We start from the raw sequence: 17,405 nt of genomic DNA on the forward strand, positions 1-17,405 counted from the left end.
TGCCGACCGGGACTTTTCAGGCATAACCACCGAGTTTTTTCGTCAGGATTCCGTCAACACACGGTTACGTGCCAGAGTCAGCGGTCCGAGACGACCGCGCGGACCTCGTCCGCGAACCGTTCCGCGGCGCCGCGCAGCCCCGCCACGTCCGGGCCGTGGCGCAGCACGCCCCGGCTCACGCTGGGCACCACATTGCGGACCGCGTCGCCGAAGACGCCCGGCAGATCGGCCGGGGTCGCCCCCTGCGCGCCGATGCCCGGCGCCAGCAGCGGCCCGTTGATCGCGAGGTCCACGCCCGCGTCGCCCAGCGTGGCGCCGACGACCGCGCCGACCGAGCCGAGCGGTGCGGCACCCGCGTTCTCGGCGGCCATGTGGTCGAGCATCAGCTGCGCCAGCGGACGGCCGTCGGCGGCGGTGGCGCGCTGCACCTCGGCGCCCTCCGGGTTGGAGGTCAGCGCGAGGACGAAGACGCCGGCGCCGGAGACCGCAGCCGCGTCGAGCGCGGGGCGCAGCGAGCCGAAGCCGAGGTACGGCGAGACGGTGACCGCGTCCGAGAAGAGCGGCGAGTCCTTGTCGAGGTAGGTCGCCGCGTAGGCGCCCATGGTGGAGCCGATGTCGCCGCGCTTGGCGTCCATCAGGACCAGGGCCCCGGCCGCGCGCGCCTCCTCGACGGCCTTCTCCAGGACGGCGATGCCGCGCGAGCCGAACCGCTCGAAGAACGCGGACTGCGGCTTGAGCACGGCGACCCGGTCGGCCAGCGCCTCGACGACCGTACGGGTGAACCGCTCCAGGCCCGCGATGTCGTCGCTCAGGCCCCAGGCGGAGAGCAGGGAGGCGTGCGGGTCGATGCCGACGCAGAGCGGGCCTCGGGTGTCCATGGCGTGGCGCAGCCGGGCGCCGAAGGGTTCCAGGGTCATTTCGCGGCCTTCCGGGATTCCGCGCCGACGGCGTCGGCGAGCGTGGCGTACGGGGAGGCGGCCAGGCGCGCCGCCAGGCCCTTGTGGATCGCGCGGGCGTAGAACGGGCCCTCGTAGATGAAGGCGCTGTAGCCCTGGACGAGGGTGGCGCCGGCCAGGATGCGCTGCCAGGCGTCCTCGGCGTTCTCGATGCCGCCGACGCCCACCAGGGTGATGCGGTCGCCGACACGGCTGTACAGGCGGCTCAGGACCTCCAGGGAGCGCTCCTTGAGGGGGGCGCCGGACAGGCCGCCGGTCTCCTTCACCAGGGCCGCCGGGGACTTCAGGCCCAGGCCCTCGCGGGCGATGGTGGTGTTGGTGGCGATGATGCCGTCCAGGCCCAGCTCGACGGCCAGGTCGGCGACCGCGTCGACGTCCTCGTCCGCGAGGTCCGGGGCGATCTTGACGAGCAGCGGGACGCGGCGGTGGGTGACGGTGCGGTCGGCCGCCTCGCGCACGGCGGTGAGCAGCGGGCGCAGCGACGCGGTGGCCTGGAGGTTGCGCAGGCCGGGGGTGTTGGGCGAGGAGACGTTGACGACGAGGTAGTCGGCGTGGGCGGCCAGGCGCTCGGTGGACTTCACGTAGTCGGCGGCGGCTTCGGCCTCGGGGACGACCTTGGTCTTGCCGATGTTGACGCCGACGGTGGTGCGAAAGACCGGGGTGCGGGCGGCGAGGCGGGCGGCGACGGCGGCCGAGCCCTCGTTGTTGAAGCCCATGCGGTTGATGAGCGCGCGGTCCGCGACCAGGCGGAACAGGCGCTGCTTCGGGTTGCCGGGCTGCGGCTCCCCGGTGACGGTGCCGATCTCGACGTGGTCGAAGCCGAGCATCGCCATGCCGTCGATCGCGACGGCGTTCTTGTCGAAGCCGGCGGCGAGCCCGAAGGGGCCGTGCATCCGCAGGCCCAGGGCCTCGGTGCGCAGTGCCTCGTAGCGGGGGGCGAGAGCGGCGGCCACGAAGGTGCGCAGCACGGGGACGCGGGCGGCCAGGCGGATCCAGCGGAAGGCCAGGTGGTGGGCGCGCTCGGGGTCCATGCGCTTGAAGACCAGCTGGAAGAAGAACTTGTACATCACGGTGTCCTCATGAAGAGGGGGACACCGTTTCCGGTGTCCCCCTTGTGGGCTGCCTAGTCGCGGGCCGCGGTCAAGTGTTCCGCGTGTTCCTGGAGGGAACGGACGCCGACGTCCCCGCCGTTGAGGGCGTCGATGCCCTGGACGGCCGCGGCGAGCGCCTGGACCGTGGTCAGGCAGGGCACGGAGCGGGCGACGGCCGCGGTGCGGATCTCGTAGCCGTCGAGCCGGCCGCCGGTGCCGTACGGGGTGTTGACGATGAGGTCGACACCGCCCTCGTGGATCAGCTGGACGATGGTCCGCTCGCCGTTCGGGCCCTCGCCCTCGGACAGCTTGCGCACGACCGTGGCGTTGATGCCGTTGCGCTTGAGGACCTCGGCGGTGCCGGAGGTGGCCAGCAGCTCGAAGCCGTGGGCGACCAGCTCGCGGGCCGGGAAGATCATCGAGCGCTTGTCGCGGTTGGCCACCGAGATGAAGGCGCGGCCCTTGGTGGGCAGCGGCCCGTAGGCGCCGGCCTGCGACTTGGCGTACGCGGTGCCGAAGACCGAGTCGATGCCCATGACCTCGCCGGTGGAGCGCATCTCCGGGCCGAGGATGGTGTCGACGCCCCGGCCGTGGATGTCGCGGAAGCGCGACCACGGCATGACGGCCTCCTTGACGGAGATCGGCGCGTCCAGCGGCAGCGTGCCGCCGTCGCCGGTCTTCGGCAGCAGACCCTCCTCGCGCAGCTCGGCGACGGTCGCGCCCAGCGAGATCCGGGCGGCGGCCTTGGCGAGCGGGACCGCGGTTGCCTTCGAGGTGAAGGGCACGGTCCGCGAGGCGCGCGGGTTGGCCTCCAGGACGTAGAGGATGTCGCCGGAGAGCGCGAACTGGATGTTGATCAGGCCGCGGACGCCGACGCCCTTGGCGATGGCCTCCGTGGAGGCGCGCAGCCGCTTGACGTCGTGGCCGCCGAGGGTGATCGGGGGCAGTGCGCAGGCGGAGTCGCCGGAGTGGATGCCGGCCTCCTCGATGTGCTCCATGACGCCGCCGAGGTAGAGCTCGGTGCCGTCGTAGAGGGCGTCGACGTCGATCTCGATGGCGTCGTCGAGGAAGCGGTCGACCAGGACCGGCCGGGTGGGGCTGATCTCGGTGGACTCGGAGATGTACGCGGAGAGCCGGGCCTCGTCGTACACGATCTCCATGCCGCGCCCGCCGAGCACGTACGACGGGCGTACGAGGACGGGGTAGCCGATCTCGTCGGCGATCGCCTTGGCCCCGGCGAAGGTGGTGGCGGTGCCGTGCTTGGGGGCGGGCAGGCCGGCCTCGGCCAGGACGCGGCCGAAGGCGCCGCGGTCCTCGGCGGCGTGGATCGCCTCCGGGGAGGTGCCGACGACGGGCACGCCGTTGTCCTTGAGCGCCTGCGACAGACCCAGCGGGGTCTGGCCGCCGAGCTGGACGACGACGCCCGCGATCGGGCCCGCCAGGGATTCCGCGTGCACGATCTCCAGCACGTCTTCCAGCGTCAGCGGCTCGAAGTACAGGCGGTCGGAGGTGTCGTAGTCGGTGGAGACCGTCTCCGGGTTGCAGTTGACCATCACGGTCTCGTAGCCGGCGTCGCTGAGCGCGAAGGAGGCGTGGACGCAGGAGTAGTCGAACTCGATGCCCTGGCCGATGCGGTTGGGGCCTGAGCCCAGGATGATCACCGCGGGCCTGGTGCGGGGCGCGACCTCGGTCTCCTCGTCGTACGAGGAGTAGAAGTACGGGGTCTTCGCGGCGAACTCGGCGGCGCAGGTGTCGACCGTCTTGTAGACCGGGCGGATGCCGAGCGCGTGGCGCACCTCGCGGACGACGTCCTCGCGCAGATCGCGGATCTCGGCGATCTGGACGTCCGAGAAGCCGTGGCGCTTGGCCTCGGCCAGCAGTTCGGGGACGAGCTTGTCGGCGGCGGCCAGCTCGTCGGCGATCTCCTTGATCAGGAAGAGCTGGTCCACGAACCAGGGGTCGATCTTCGTGGCGTCGAAGACCTCCTCCTGGGTGGCGCCGGCCCGGATCGCCTGCATGACGGTGTTGATGCGGCCGTCGGTCGGGCGGACCGCCTCGGCGAGCAGTCCGGCCTTGTCGCCGGGGTCACCGGTGAAGGTGAACTGCGAGCCCTTCTTCTCCAGGGATCGCAGGGCCTTCTGCAGGGCCTCGGTGAAGTTCCGGCCGATCGCCATGGCCTCGCCCACCGACTTCATGGTGGTGGTGAGGGTGGAGTCGGCGGAGGGGAACTTCTCGAAGGCGAAGCGCGGGGCCTTGACGACGACGTAGTCGAGGGTCGGCTCGAAGGAGGCCGGGGTCTTCTCGGTGATGTCGTTGGGGATCTCGTCCAGGGTGTAGCCGACGGCCAGCTTGGCGGCGATCTTGGCGATCGGGAAGCCGGTGGCCTTGGAGGCGAGCGCCGAGGAGCGGGAGACGCGCGGGTTCATCTCGATGACGATGACGCGGCCGTCGGCGGGGTCGATCGCGAACTGGATGTTGCAGCCGCCGGTGTCGACGCCGACCTCGCGGATGATCGCGATGCCGATGTCGCGCAGCCGCTGGTACTCGCGGTCGGTGAGGGTCATCGCCGGGGCGACGGTGATCGAGTCGCCGGTGTGGACGCCCATCGGGTCGAAGTTCTCGATGGAGCAGACGACCACGACGTTGTCGTTGCGGTCGCGCATCAGCTCCAGCTCGTACTCCTTCCAGCCGAGGATGGACTCTTCGAGCAGCACCTCGGTGGTCGGGGAGAGGGTGAGGCCCTGGCCCGCGATGCGGCGCAGCTCCTCCTCGTCGTGGGCGAAGCCGGAGCCGGCGCCGCCCATGGTGAAGGAGGGCCGGACGACGACGGGGTAGCCGCCGAGCGTGTCGACACCGGCGAGAACGTCGTCCATGGAGTGGCAGATGACCGAGCGGGCGGACTCGCCGTAGCCGATCTTCTCCTTGACGGCCTCGACGACACCCTTGAAGAGGTCGCGGTCCTCGCCCTTGTTGATCGCCTCGACGTTGGCGCCGATGAGCTCGACGCCGTACTTCTCCAGCACACCGTTCTCGTGCATGGAGATGGCGGTGTTCAGCGCGGTCTGGCCGCCCAGGGTGGGCAGCAGCGCGTCGGGGCGCTCCTTGGCGATGATCTTCTCGACGAACTCGGGGGTGATCGGCTCGACGTAGGTGGCGTCGGCGATCTCCGGGTCGGTCATGATCGTCGCCGGGTTGGAGTTCACCAGGATGACGCGCAGGCCCTCGGCCTTGAGCACGCGGCACGCCTGGGTACCGGAGTAGTCGAACTCGGCGGCCTGCCCGATGACGATCGGGCCGGAGCCGATGACCAGGACGGACTGGATATCGGAGCGCTTAGGCACGCTGGCCCTCCATCAGGGAAACGAAGCGGTCGAAGAGGTACGCGGCGTCGTGCGGGCCGGCGGCCGCCTCGGGGTGGTACTGGACGCTGAAGGCCGGCCGGTCGAGCAGCTGAAGGCCCTCGACGACCTGGTCGTTCAGGCATACGTGGGAGACCTCGGCACGCCCGTAGGCGGTGTCGGAGACCTTGTCGAGGGGGGCGTCGACGGCGAAGCCGTGGTTGTGCGCGGTGACCTCGACCTTGCCGGTCGAGCGGTCCTGCACGGGCTGGTTGATACCGCGGTGGCCGTACTTCAGCTTGTACGTGCCGAAGCCGAGCGCGCGGCCCAGGATCTGGTTGCCGAAGCAGATGCCGAAGAGCGGGGTCTGCCGCTCCAGGACGCCCCGCATCAGCGCGACGGGGTGGTCGGCGGTGGAGGGGTCGCCGGGGCCGTTGGAGAAGAAGACGCCGTCCGGGGCAACCGCGTAGATCTCCTCCAGGGTGGCGGTGGCGGGCAGCACGTGGACCTCGATGCCTCGCTCGGCCATCCGGTGCGGGGTCATGCCCTTGATGCCGAGGTCGACCGCGGCGACCGTGAACTTCTTGGTGCCGATCGCGGGGACGACGTACGCCTCCTTGGTGGCGACCTCCGCGGACAGGTCGGCGCCCTTCATCTCGGGGGCCTCCTGGACGCGGGCCAGCATCGCCGCCTCGTCGGTGACCGCCTCGCCGGAGAAGATGCCGACGCGCATGGCGCCGCGCTCGCGCAGGTGGCGGGTGAGGGCGCGGGTGTCGACGCCGCTGATGCCGACGACGCCCTGGCCCGCCAGCTCCTCGTCGAGGGTGCGGCGGGAGCGCCAGTTGGAGGGGGTGCGCGCGGGGTCGCGGACGACGTAGCCGGAGACCCAGATCTGCCTCGACTCGGGGTCCTCGTCGTTCACGCCGGTGTTGCCGACGTGCGGGGCGGTCATCACGACGACCTGGCGGTGGTACGACGGGTCGGTCAGCGTCTCCTGGTAGCCGGTCATGCCGGTGGAGAAGACCGCCTCGCCGAAGGTCTCCCCCACAGCCCCGTAGGCGCGGCCGCGGAAGGTGCGGCCGTCCTCCAGGACGAGTACGGCGGGAGCCTGGGCTCCCCGGGTGGAGGTCGTCATCGTGCGATGCCTTCCGTAGTGCTGGTGAGGTGGTTGACGGCGTCGACCCAGGCAGGGTGTTCGGCCGAGTGGTCGGAGCGGAATCCGGAGTCGATCAGCCGGTCGCCGAGCGCCCAGGTGATGACGAGGAGTCCGCCCTCGGGCAGGACCTTGCCCGCCAGTGCCTTTTCGGTGCGGGCGCCGCGCAGGTCGGCGACCGGGACGAAGAAGTCCGCGGCGCCGGGCCGTACGACGTCGAGCCCCTCGGCGGTGAGGGTGAGCTCGACGCGGCTGCGGGTGCCGAGACCGTGGGCGACGATCCGGTCGAGCCACTGCCCGGCCGTGGTCGACGCGTGGTAGCGGCCGGAGAGGGTGAGCAGCTTCTCGCCGTCCGCGAAGCCCTCCGGCACGGTGGCCGGGGCGGGCAGGTCGGACTGGAGGTTTCCGCGCCACTTCCAGCCCTGGCGCATCAGCCAGTAGACGAACGCGACGAGGACGAGGAGTCCGATCGCCCAGCTGATCCGGGCGGACCAATCGGTCACTTCCGCCGACTTCTGCTCGGCGGCGAGCTGGTACAGGGTCTGAGTTGTCACGCGAGCTTCCCGTCGACGACCGTGGCACGGCCCCGCAGGAAGGTGTGGGTCACTCGGCCCGGCAGCTCGCGCCCCTCGTACGGGGTGTTGCGGCTGCGGGAGGCGAAGCCCGCGGGGTCCACCTCTCCACGGTATGCCGGATCGACCAGCGTGAGGTTGGCGGGCTCACCGGCCGAGACGGGGCGGCCGTGGCCGTCGAGCCGCCCGATGGCCGCGGGGCGCGCCGACATGCGGTCGGCGACGCCGGCCCAGTCGAGGAGCCCGGTCTCGACCATCGTCTGCTGGACGACGGAGAGCGCGGTCTCCAGGCCCACCATGCCCATGGCCGCCGCGGCCCACTCGCAGTCCTTGTCCTCGTGCGGGTGCGGGGCGTGGTCGGTGGCGACGCAGTCGATGGTGCCGTCGGCCAGGGCCTCGCGCAGCGCCATGACGTCGGCCTCCGTGCGCAGCGGCGGGTTCACCTTGTAGACCGGGTTGTAGGACCGGACGAGCTCGTCGGTGAGGAGCAGGTGGTGCGGGGTGACCTCGGCGGTGACGTTCCAGCCCTTGGACTTGGCCCAGCGCACGATCTCCACGGAGCCCGCGGTCGACAGGTGGCAGATGTGGACCCGGGAGCCGACGTGCGCGGCGAGCAGGACGTCGCGGGCGATGATCGACTCCTCGGCGACGGCGGGCCAGCCGCCGAGGCCCAGCTCGGCCGAGACGACGCCCTCGTTCATCTGGGCGCCCTCGGTGAGGCGGGGCTCCTGGGCGTGCTGGGCGACGACGCCGTCGAACGCCTTCACGTACTCCAGGGCGCGGCGCATGATGACCGCGTCGTCGACGCACTTGCCGTCGTCGGAGAAGACCTTCACGCCGGCGGCGGAGTCGTGCATGGCGCCGAGCTCGGCGAGCTGCTTGCCCTCCAGGCCGACGGTGACGGCGCCGACGGGCTGGACGTCGCAGTAGCCGGACTCCCTGCCGAGGCGCCAGACCTGCTCGACCACACCGGCGGTGTCGGCGACGGGGAAGGTGTTGGCCATGGCGTGGACGGCGGTGAAGCCACCGGCCGCGGCGGCCCTGGTGCCGGTGAGGACGGTCTCGGAGTCCTCGCGGCCGGGCTCGCGCAGGTGGGTGTGGAGGTCGACCAGGCCGGGCAGCAGGACCTGTCCGGCCGCCTCGATCACGGTGGCGTCGCCGGCGTCCAGGCCGGTGCCGACGGCGGCGATGGTCTCGCCGTCGATGAGGACGTCCTGAGGCTCGCCGCCGAGGACCTTCGCACCGCGGATAAGGATCTTGCTCATGGTTACTTGTTCTCCTCGGTACGGGCGGCGGTAGGGGTGCCGGGGGCGGCTGACTCGTAGCCGCCGAGCAGCAGGTAGAGCACGGCCATGCGGATGGAGACGCCGTTGGCGACCTGCTCCACGACCGTGCAGCGGTCGGAGTCGGCGACCTCGGCGGTGATCTCCATGCCGCGGACCATGGGCCCGGGGTGCATGACGACGGCGTGCTCGGGCATCTTCGCCATCCGCTCGCCGTCCAGGCCGTAACGGCGCGAGTACTCGCGCTCGGTCGGGAAGTAGGCGGCGTTCATCCGCTCGCGCTGCACACGAAGCATCATCACAGCGTCGGACCGGTGCAGCACCTCGTCCAGGCCGTAGCTCACGTCGCAGGGCCACTGCTCGACGCCGACCGGGACCAGGGTGGGCGGGGCGACGAGGGTGACGTGGGCGCCGAGCGTGTTCAGCAGGTGCACGTTGGAGCGGGCGACCCGGCTGTGCAGGATGTCGCCGACGATGGTGATCCGGCGGCCGTCGAGGTCCTTGCCGAGCCCGGCGTCGGCGCCCACGAGCCGGCGGCGCATCGTGAAGGCGTCCAGCAGGGCCTGGGTGGGGTGCTCGTGGGTGCCGTCACCGGCGTTGACGACGGCTCCGTCGATCCAGCCGGAGGTGGCCAGCCGGTACGGGGCTCCGGAGGCGCCGTGCCGGATGACGACGGCGTCGGCGCCCATCGCTTCCAGGGTCAGGGCGGTGTCCTTGAGGGATTCGCCCTTGGAGACGGACGAGCCCTTCGCGGAGAAGTTGATGACGTCGGCGGACAGCCGCTTGGCGGCCGCCTCGAAGGAGATGCGGGTACGCGTCGAGTCCTCGAAGAAGAGGTTGACGACGGTCCGGCCGCGCAGGGTCGGGAGCTTCTTGATCGGCCGGTCCGCGACCCTGGCCATCTCCTCGGCGGTGTCGAGGATCAGGACGGCGTCGTCGCGGGTGAGGTCGGCGGCCGAGATGAGGTGGCGCTTCATCTGGGTGTTCTCCGGGTGGCTGGAGGTTTCAGGCATGCGGGCGCGCGGAAGCCGCCGTACGGCGGGCGGCCGTACGGAGGGGCAGCTAGCGCTCGACCGCGGGGGCGGCCTGCTCGACCCCGAGCAGCACGGCGTCGCGGCCGTCCTCCTCGGCGAGCTGGACCTTGACCGTCTCCCGCAGCGACGTGGGGAGGTTCTTGCCGACGTAGTCGGCGCGGATCGGCAGTTCGCGGTGGCCGCGGTCCACGAGGACCGCGAGCTGCACCGCGCGGGGCCGGCCGAGGTCGCCGAGCGCGTCGAGGGCGGCGCGGATCGTGCGGCCGGAGAAGAGGACGTCGTCCACGAGGACGACCAGGCGGCCCTCGATGTCGTCACCGGGGATCTCGGTGCGGGCCAGGGCGCGCGCGGGGCGCAGCCTCAGGTCGTCGCGGTACATCGTGGTGTCGAGGGAACCGACCGGCATCGTGCGGCCGGTGATCTCTTCGAGCTTGGCGGCGAGCCGGCGGGCGAGGAAGACCCCGCGGGTCGGGATGCCGAGGAGCACCACGTCGTCGGCGCCCTTGGCGCGTTCGACGATCTCGTGGGCGATGCGGGTCAGGACCCGGGCGATGTCGGGAGCCTCCAGAACGGGGCGTGCCGCATTGCCGGTGGCGTCGTACTGTGCGTCCATAAGAAACGGACCTCCTTCTCCGCCTCACGGGACGGACCTTAAAGGACGTCGAAATTGCGTCATCCACGTTACCAGGGCCCGTGCCGGAGCTCGCCCGCACCCCTGGGGAAAGCCGGTACGGACCATCTCAGCTTGACGCGACCAAGTAACGCTGCGTAACCTCACAGTGAGTTACCAGACACGCGGTCCAGCCGCGTACGTTCCAGCGTCCGGGGAGCCTTATGTCCAGCGAATACGCAAAGCAGCTCGGGGCCAAGCTCCGTGCCATCCGCACCCAGCAGGGCCTCTCCCTCCACGGCGTGGAGGAGAAGTCCCAGGGCCGCTGGAAGGCCGTCGTGGTCGGCTCGTACGAGCGCGGCGACCGTGCCGTGACCGTACAGCGCCTTGCCGAGCTGGCGGACTTCTACGGCGTCCCGGTCCAGGAGCTCCTGCCGGGCACGACGCCCGGCGGTGCCGCCGAGCCGCCGCCGAAGCTGGTCCTCCAGCTGGAGCGCCTGGCGCACGTGCCGCCGGAGAAGGCCGGCCCGCTCCAGCGTTACGCGGCGACGATCCAGAGCCAGCGCGGCGACTACAACGGCAAGGTGCTGTCGATCCGCCAGGACGACCTGCGCACGCTGGCCGTGATCTATGACCAGTCGCCCTCGGTGCTGACTGAGCAGCTGATCAGCTGGGGCGTGCTCGACGCGGACGCGCGCCGCGCCGTCGCCCACGACGAGGGCTGAGCAGCCCCCTCGGAGAAACGTTGCCGCCGGGTTCGGCGGGGCCCCGCACGGGTGCCCCGCCGGGCCCGGCTTTTCTCGTGGGCCGTAAGCGCGAGAGATCCGCGCGAACATGCCGAAGGGCCCACGGCCGAAGCCGTGGGCCCTTCGTCGGCGGAACGCCGCCGGGTCACTGCTCCCGGCGGAGATTCGGCTTGAGGTCCTTGAAACGGGCCAGCAGGCCGTTCACGAAGGACGGGGAGTCGTCGGTGGAGAACTCCTTGGCGATCTGCACCGCCTCGTCGATGACCACCGCGTCCGGGGTGCCGTCGACCCAGATCAGCTCGTAGGCACCGAGTCGCAGGATGTTCCGGTCGACGACCGGCATGCGGTCGAGCTCCCAGTCCACGGCGTAGGTGACGATGAGGTCGTCGATGCGGTCCGCGTACTGCGCGTACCCCTCCACGAGCTCCATCGTGTACTCGGTGACCGGCGGCTGACGGGTGTCGGACCGCGAGTGCCGCACCCAGTCCGCGAGGACCGTCAGCACGGACTCGCCACGCTGGTCGGCCTCGAAGAGGATCTGGAAGGCGCGCTTGCGCGCCGTGTTACGAGCAGCCACGACTACTTGTTCACCCGGCTGATGTATTCGCCCGAGCGGGTGTCGACCTTGATCGTCTCACCCGTGGTGATGAACAGCGGGACGCCGATCTCGTAACCGGTCTCCAGGGTGGCCGGCTTGGTGCCGCCGGTGGAGCGGTCGCCCTGCACGCCCGGGTCGGTGTGCTGGATCTTCAGCTCGACGGCGGCCGGGAGCTCGACGTACAGCACCTCGCCGTCGTGCTGGGCGACGGAGGCGGTGAAGCCCTCGATCAGGAAGTTGGCGGTGTCACCGACGGCCTTGCGGTCGACCATCAGCTGGTCGTACGTGTCCATGTCCATGAAGACGAAGTAGTCGCCGTCCATGTACGAGAACTGCATGTCGCGCCGGTCGACCGTGGCCGTCTCGACCTTGATGCCTGCGTTGAAGGTCTTGTCGACGACCTTGCCGGAGAGCACGTTCTTGAGCTTGGTACGCACGAAGGCCGGGCCCTTGCCGGGCTTGACGTGCTGGAACTCGACTACGGACCAGAGCTGGCCCCCGTCGAGCTTGAGCACCATGCCGTTCTTGAGGTCGTTCGTGGAAGCCACGGTTGCGGAATCTCCTGGGCTGAAGCTGGTGGAACGACCGAGGGACGCGCGCTAGAGCGCGAGCAGCTCCTTGGTCGTAATGGTGAGTAGCTCGGGTCCGCCGTCCGCCTCGGGGCGCACGACGAGCGTGTCATCGATCCGGACCCCGCCCCGGCCCGGGAGGTGGACCCCCGGTTCGACGGTGACCGGCACACAAGCGTCCAGTTTACCCATGGCCGCGGGTGCCAGCTGCGGGTCCTCGTCGATTTCGAGCCCCACCCCGTGGCCGGTGAAGGGCGCCAGGCCCTCGCCGTGGCCCGCGGAGTCCAGCAGATGACGGGCGGCCCGGTCCACGTCGCGGTACTCGGCGCCGGGCAGCAGGGCCTCCCGGCCGGCCCGCTGAGCGGCGAAAACCAGCTCGTACAGCTCGATCTGCCAGTCGGCGGGCGCCGTTCCGATGACGAAGGTCCGGCCGATCTCGCAGCGGTAGCCGCGGTAGTTGGCGCCCAGGCAGACCGAGAGGAAATCTCCTTCCTCGACCCGCCGGTCCGAGGGCCGGTGGCGGCCCCGGCCGGAGTTGGGGCCGGTGGCGACGGAGGTCGCGAAGGCCGGTCCGTCGGCGCCGTGGTCCACCAGCCTGCGTTCCAGCTCCAGCGCCAGGTGCCGTTCGGTGCGGCCGACGAGGATCGATTCGAGGAGTTCGCCCAGGGCCTGGTCGGTGATCTCGGCCGCGATCCGCAGGCAGCCGATCTCCTCCTCGTCCTTGACGATCCGCAACTGCTCGACCGTCGCGCCCAGATCCGCCAGCCGCAGCTTGGGGGCGACCGAGGCCATGGCCCGGTGCCGGGCGACCGTCAGGTCGTGCTCCTCGACCGCCAGCGACTCCGCGCCGGCCGCCGCGGCCAGGTCGGCGGCGGCGACCACGGGGTCCCCGCCCGCCACCGGCAGCGCATCGACCCGCACGTGCTCGTCGGTGCGCCCGTCGGCCGGGTCACCGGTCGGTGGGCGGGGGCAGAGCAGGACGTCCTCGCCGGGGCCGAGCAGCAGCACGGCACCCGGGGGCGCTCCCCCGGCCAGGTAGCGGACGTTGGCGGGGCGGGAGACCAGGGCGGCCGCGGATCCGACTGCGGCGCACCGGTCGCGGAGCAGCCCGCGTCGGACGGCGTACACCTCTGACATGCGTCGAGCGTACGAGCGCGGCGCCGGGCCCGCCCGGCGGGAGCGTCCGACCGGGGGTCGGGCCGGGCGCCGCCGGCTACCAGGAAGGGGGGCTGGCCAGGGACCGGGCGAGTATGTCGTCCAGGACCCGGGCGGTGGTCTCCACGTCGTACGTCGAGTTGTCGATGATCGGCAGCCCGGAGCCGTACCAGCCGGCCATCCGGCCGTGGATGCGGGCGACCTCCTCGTCCGAGAGGCGGCGGTTGCCGCTGCGCTCCGCGTTGCGCTCCAGGACGATCTCCAGGCCGGGCAGCAGCACGACGGGCAGGAGCCCGGGGCCGACGTGCCGCTTCCAGCCGCCGAGGCCGACGACCGGCCGGTCCGGGAAGACGGCGTCGTCCAGGATGCAGGAGATCCCGTTGGCCAGGAAGTTGCGGGCGGCGAAGCCGCAGGTGCGGCGGGCCAGCCGGTACTGGGCCTCCGACTGGTCGTTCCACCCGGCCTGCGGGTCCGCGAAGCCGGAGCAGACCCACTCCCGGACGTCGTCCAGGCTGACGTGGGCGGTGGGCACCCGGCGGCGGGCCGCCCAGAGCCGGGCCACGGTGGTCTTCCCGGCGCCCGCCGGGCCGATGAGGAGCACCGCGAGCGTGGCGTTGCCCGTGCCGGGCTCGGCGGGCGGCGCCGGAAGCGGTACGGGTCTGCCGGCCGGCAGCTGGATGTGCCCGGTGGTCTCGCGGGAGACCGGGGCCGGGGCCTGCTGCGGCGCCGGTCCGTTCCAGCCGTGTCCCTGCGACGCGGGCGGGCCTGCGGGCGGCGGGCCGGGGTGCCCGGCGGGCGGACCGGCCGGGGGCTGGTGCGGCGGGCCGGGGTGCTGGGCCTGGTGCGGCCAGCCGACGGGGCCGTTTCCGGGACCCTGGGGCGGAGGCAGCGGGGCCCCCACTGCGTGCTGCATCCGGTGCAACTCCGTCTCGTACAGGCAACTGGCGCTGGTGCAACGGCAACCGTACCTTCCCCGGCCGCCACACGGACAACGGCCGGGGAGGGTCTGAGGTGCCCGGGAGCCTGTACGGGCCCTGTTCAGTCGGTGAGTTCGTCCGCCAGGGCGCGCAGGGCGAGACGGTAGGAGCCGATGCCGAATCCGGCCACGGTCCCGGTGGCGACCGGGGCGATCACCGAGGTGTGGCGGAATTCCTCCCGTGCGTACGGGTTCGAGATGTGGACCTCGATCAGCGGGGCGGTGCGCTGGGCGGCCGCGTCCCGCATCCCGTACGAGTAGTGCGTGAAGGCACCCGGGTTGATGACGACCGGAATCGATCCGTCGGCGGCCTCGTGGAGCCAGCGGATCAGCTCGCCCTCGTCGTTGGTCTCGCGCACGTCGGCGTCGAAGCCGAGTTCCTTGCCGAGGGTGCGGCACGCCTCCACGAGCCCGGCGTACGACGTGGAGCCGTAGACGTCGGGCTCGCGGGAGCCGAGCCGGCCGAGGTTGGGGCCGTTGAGCACGAGGACCCGGCGGGTCATGCCGCGACCTCCCCGTAGGCGGCGAGCAGGACAGCCGGGTCGGGGCCCTCCAGGACGGCGGGCTTGCCGAGGCCGTCCAGGACGATGAAGCGCAGCAGGTCGCCGCGCGACTTCTTGTCGACCTTCATGTTCTCGAGGAGCTTGGGCCACTGGTCGCCCCGGTAGGTGAGCGGCAGCCCGACGGATTCGAGGATCGCGCGGTGCCGGTCGGCGGTGGCGTCGTCCAGGCGGCCGGCCAGCCGGCCCAGTTCGGCGGCGAAGACCATGCCGACGGAGACGGCGGCACCGTGGCGCCACTTGTAGCGCTCGTTCTTCTCGATCGCGTGGCCCAGGGTGTGGCCGTAGTTCAGGATCTCGCGGAGTCCGGACTCCTTGAGGTCGCTGGAGACGACGTCGGCCTTGACCCGGATCGAGCGCTCGATGAGCTCGGCGGTGTGCGGTCCGGCGGGCGTACGGGCGGCCTGCGGGTCCTCCTCGATCAGGTCGAGGATCACCGGGTCGGCGATGAAGCCGGCCTTGATGATCTCGGCCATGCCGGAGACGTAGTCGTGGACGGGCAGCGAGTCCAGGGCGGCCAGGTCGCAGAGGACCCCGGCCGGCGGGTGGAAGGCGCCGACGAGGTTCTTGCCCTCGGCGGTGTTGATGCCGGTCTTGCCGCCGACGGCCGCGTCGACCATGCCGAGCACGGTCGTCGGTACGGCGATCCAGCGCACCCCGCGCAGCCAGGAGGCGGCGACGAAGCCCGCCACGTCGGTGGTGGCGCCGCCGCCGACGCCGACGATGACGTCGGTGCGGGTGAAGCCGGTCTGGCCGAGCGCCTTCCAGCAGTAGGCGGCGACCTCGACTGTCTTGGCCTCCTCGGCGTTGGGCAGCTGGATCGCGATGGCCTCGTAGCCCTGGTCGGCCAGGTCCTGGCGGACCGCCTCGCCGGTCTCGGCGAGCGCCTCGGGGTGGAGGACCGCGACGCGCTTGGCCCGCTCACCGATGAGCCCGGGCAGCTCGCCGAGGAGCTGCCGGCCGATCAGTACCTCGTACGCGTCGGTGCCCGCGCTGCCGGCGATGCGGACGCGGATGGGTGCCTGCTGGGTCATGGTGTGTTCTCCCGGCCGGACGGGGCCCCGTCCGGCAGCTCCAGTGCGTCGAGGACCGCCTGGGCGACCTCTTCGGGTGTGCGCTCGTCGGTGGCGACGACCGTGCGGGCGACCTCGGTGTAGAGGTGGCGGCGGGCCTCCATCAGCTCGCGCCACTGCCGGCGCGGGTTGACCGCGAGCAGCGGGCGGGCGGTGTTGAGCCCGACCCGCCTGACCGCCTCGTCCACGTCCATCGAGAGGTAGACGACCGGGTGGCCGGCGAGCAGCGCGCGGGTCGACCCGTCCAGGACGGCGCCGCCGCCGAGCGAGAGGACGCCGGTGTGCTCGGCGACGGCGGCGCGGACGGCCTCCCGCTCCAGCGCGCGGAAGTGGTCCTCGCCCTCGTCGTAGAAGATCTCCGCGATGGGCTTGCCGGCCGTCGCGACGACGTCCGCGTCGGTGTCCCGGTAGCCGGTGCCCAGCCGGCCGGCGAGCAGTTCGCCGACCGTGGACTTGCCGACGCCCATGGGTCCGACGAGGACGACCAGGGGTCCGGTCATCGGATCTGGAGGTGGTCGAGGTACGACGTCACGTTGCGGCGGGTCTCGGTGACGCTGTCGCCGCCGAACTTCTCCGCGACGGCGTCGGCCAGGACCAGGGCGACCATCGCCTCGGCGACGATCCCGGCGGCCGGGACGGCGCAGACATCGGAGCGCTGGTGGTGGGCCTTGGCGGGCTCACCGGTGACGACGTCGACGGTGGCCAGGGCGCGCGGCACGGTGGCGATCGGCTTCATCGCGGCGCGGACGCGCAGCAGCTCACCGGTGGTGAGGCCGCCCTCGGTGCCGCCGGCCCGGCCGGAGGCGCGCTTGATGCCGTCCTCGGTCACCAGGATCTCGTCGTGCGCCTTGGACCCGGGCACCCGGGCGAGGTCGAAGCCGTCGCCGACCTCGACGCCCTTGATGGCCTGGATGCCCATGAGCGCCCCGGCGAGGCGGGCGTCGAGCCGCCGGTCCCAGTGCACGTGCGAGCCGAGTCCGACGGGCACGCCGTACGCCAGCACCTCGACCACGCCGCCGAGGGTGTCACCGTCCTTGTGGGCCTGGTCGATCTCGGCGACCATCGCCTTGCTCGCGTCGGCGTCGAGGCAGCGCACCGGGTCGGCGTCGAGCCGCTCCACGTCGGAGGGGACCGGGTAGACCCCGTACGGCGCCTTGGCGGCGGCCAGCTCCACGACGTGGCTGACGATCTCGATGCCCGCGGTCTCCTTGAGGTAGGACCGGGCGACGGCACCGAGGGCGACCCGGGCCGCGGTCTCCCGGGCGCTGGCGCGCTCCAGGACCGGCCGGGCCTCGTCGAAGCCGTACTTCTGCATGCCGGCGAGGTCGGCGTGGCCGGGGCGGGGCCGGGTCAGCGGGGCGTTGCGGGCCTGCTCGGCCAGCACCTGGGGGTCGACCGGGTCGGCCGACATGACCTGCTCCCACTTGGGCCACTCGGTGTTGCCGACCATCACGGCGACCGGGGAGCCCATGGTGAGGCCGTGCCGGACACCGCCGAGGAAGGTGACCTTGTCCTGCTCGAACTTCATCCGCGCACCGCGGCCGTAGCCGAGCCGTCGCCGGGCGAGCGCGTCCGCCACCATCTCCGTGGTGACCGGGACGCCGGCGGGAAGGCCCTCCAGCGTCGCCACCAGTGCGGGGCCGTGCGACTCCCCCGCGGTCAGCCAGCGCAACCTGCTCAACGGTGCTCCT

Annotated in this window: 17 protein-coding genes; 1 reads left to right on the forward strand and 16 read right to left on the reverse strand. The window is 71.8% G+C overall.

Translation table 11 applies throughout. The annotated features are described in order from the left end of the window. Positions 1-77: 77 nt before the first annotated feature. The 8 genes from pyrF to pyrR all read right to left on the reverse strand — a co-directional run bounded on the left by pyrF (position 78) and on the right by pyrR (position 10,040). Positions 78-917, reverse strand: coding sequence for an orotidine-5'-phosphate decarboxylase (pyrF, locus tag ACFZAT_RS13100; RefSeq protein ID WP_391263712.1), 840 nt, complete (start codon positions 915-917; stop codon positions 78-80). After that, positions 914-2,023 (reverse strand): quinone-dependent dihydroorotate dehydrogenase, encoded by a 1,110-nt coding sequence (locus tag ACFZAT_RS13105; protein WP_391263713.1) that lies wholly within the window; start codon positions 2,021-2,023, stop codon positions 914-916. The genes pyrF and ACFZAT_RS13105 overlap by 4 nt, the downstream gene beginning before the upstream one ends. Before the next feature lie 56 nt (positions 2,024-2,079). Beyond that, the gene (gene carB, locus ACFZAT_RS13110) at positions 2,080-5,388 is read right to left on the reverse strand and encodes a carbamoyl-phosphate synthase large subunit (RefSeq protein ID WP_391263715.1); all 3,309 of its coding nucleotides are present in this window, start codon (positions 5,386-5,388) and stop codon (positions 2,080-2,082) included. Beyond that, the gene (gene carA / locus ACFZAT_RS13115) at positions 5,381-6,520 is read right to left on the reverse strand and encodes a glutamine-hydrolyzing carbamoyl-phosphate synthase small subunit (protein WP_391263717.1); all 1,140 of its coding nucleotides are present in this window, start codon (positions 6,518-6,520) and stop codon (positions 5,381-5,383) included. Before carA ends, carB begins: the two co-directional genes overlap by 8 nt. Next, a complete protein-coding gene (locus ACFZAT_RS13120; protein WP_391263719.1) occupies positions 6,517-7,092 on the reverse strand; it encodes a hypothetical protein in 576 nt (191 codons plus the stop codon). The genes carA and ACFZAT_RS13120 overlap by 4 nt, the downstream gene beginning before the upstream one ends. Further along, entirely contained in the window at positions 7,089-8,375 is a 1,287-nt protein-coding gene (locus ACFZAT_RS13125; RefSeq protein WP_391263721.1) for a dihydroorotase, read from the reverse strand. Before ACFZAT_RS13125 ends, ACFZAT_RS13120 begins: the two co-directional genes overlap by 4 nt. Before the next feature lie 2 nt (positions 8,376-8,377). Next, positions 8,378-9,370: an aspartate carbamoyltransferase catalytic subunit gene (locus tag ACFZAT_RS13130; RefSeq protein ID WP_391264271.1), complete on the reverse strand. Its 993-nt coding sequence runs from the start codon at positions 9,368-9,370 to the stop codon at positions 8,378-8,380. An 85-nt stretch (positions 9,371-9,455) separates the two neighbouring features. Beyond that, positions 9,456-10,040, reverse strand: a complete 585-nt coding sequence (pyrR, locus tag ACFZAT_RS13135) for a bifunctional pyr operon transcriptional regulator/uracil phosphoribosyltransferase PyrR (RefSeq protein WP_391263723.1) — start codon at positions 10,038-10,040, stop codon at positions 9,456-9,458. A gap of 221 nt (positions 10,041-10,261) precedes the next feature. Here pyrR and bldD point away from each other — a divergent pair, with 221 nt between their 5' ends. Then, positions 10,262-10,762, forward strand: coding sequence for a transcriptional regulator BldD (gene bldD / locus ACFZAT_RS13140; protein WP_018103903.1), 501 nt, complete (start codon positions 10,262-10,264; stop codon positions 10,760-10,762). A gap of 166 nt (positions 10,763-10,928) precedes the next feature. Here the strand turns inward: bldD and nusB are convergent, their stop codons facing one another. The 8 genes from nusB to aroC all read right to left on the reverse strand — a co-directional run bounded on the left by nusB (position 10,929) and on the right by aroC (position 17,395). Next, entirely contained in the window at positions 10,929-11,360 is a 432-nt protein-coding gene (nusB, locus tag ACFZAT_RS13145; RefSeq protein WP_391263725.1) for a transcription antitermination factor NusB, read from the reverse strand. Between the two features lie 2 nt (positions 11,361-11,362). Continuing rightward, complete coding sequence (efp, locus tag ACFZAT_RS13150; protein ID WP_018103901.1) at positions 11,363-11,929, reverse strand: elongation factor P; 567 nt, start codon at positions 11,927-11,929, stop codon at positions 11,363-11,365. A 51-nt stretch (positions 11,930-11,980) separates the two neighbouring features. Further along, complete coding sequence (locus ACFZAT_RS13155; protein ID WP_391263728.1) at positions 11,981-13,087, reverse strand: M24 family metallopeptidase; 1,107 nt, start codon at positions 13,085-13,087, stop codon at positions 11,981-11,983. A gap of 76 nt (positions 13,088-13,163) precedes the next feature. Then, on the reverse strand, positions 13,164-14,018 hold the full coding sequence (locus tag ACFZAT_RS13160) for a Pro-rich N-terminal domain-containing protein (RefSeq protein WP_391263730.1): 855 nt from the start codon (positions 14,016-14,018) through the stop codon (positions 13,164-13,166). A gap of 125 nt (positions 14,019-14,143) precedes the next feature. Continuing rightward, a complete protein-coding gene (aroQ, locus tag ACFZAT_RS13165; protein WP_018524238.1) occupies positions 14,144-14,584 on the reverse strand; it encodes a type II 3-dehydroquinate dehydratase in 441 nt (146 codons plus the stop codon). After that, positions 14,581-15,675, reverse strand: coding sequence for a 3-dehydroquinate synthase (gene aroB, locus ACFZAT_RS13170; RefSeq protein WP_391263733.1), 1,095 nt, complete (start codon positions 15,673-15,675; stop codon positions 14,581-14,583). The genes aroQ and aroB overlap by 4 nt, the downstream gene beginning before the upstream one ends. Next, positions 15,672-16,214 carry a shikimate kinase gene (locus ACFZAT_RS13175; protein ID WP_391263734.1) on the reverse strand — a complete coding sequence of 181 codons (543 nt, stop codon included), beginning with the start codon at positions 16,212-16,214 and terminating at the stop codon, positions 15,672-15,674. Before ACFZAT_RS13175 ends, aroB begins: the two co-directional genes overlap by 4 nt. Continuing rightward, the gene (gene aroC / locus ACFZAT_RS13180) at positions 16,211-17,395 is read right to left on the reverse strand and encodes a chorismate synthase (protein ID WP_391263735.1); all 1,185 of its coding nucleotides are present in this window, start codon (positions 17,393-17,395) and stop codon (positions 16,211-16,213) included. Before aroC ends, ACFZAT_RS13175 begins: the two co-directional genes overlap by 4 nt. Positions 17,396-17,405 lie beyond the last annotated feature (10 nt).

This window comes from Streptomyces sp. NPDC008163 (assembly GCF_042956885.1).
Lineage (GTDB): Bacteria > Actinomycetota > Actinomycetes > Streptomycetales > Streptomycetaceae > Streptomyces > Streptomyces drozdowiczii_A.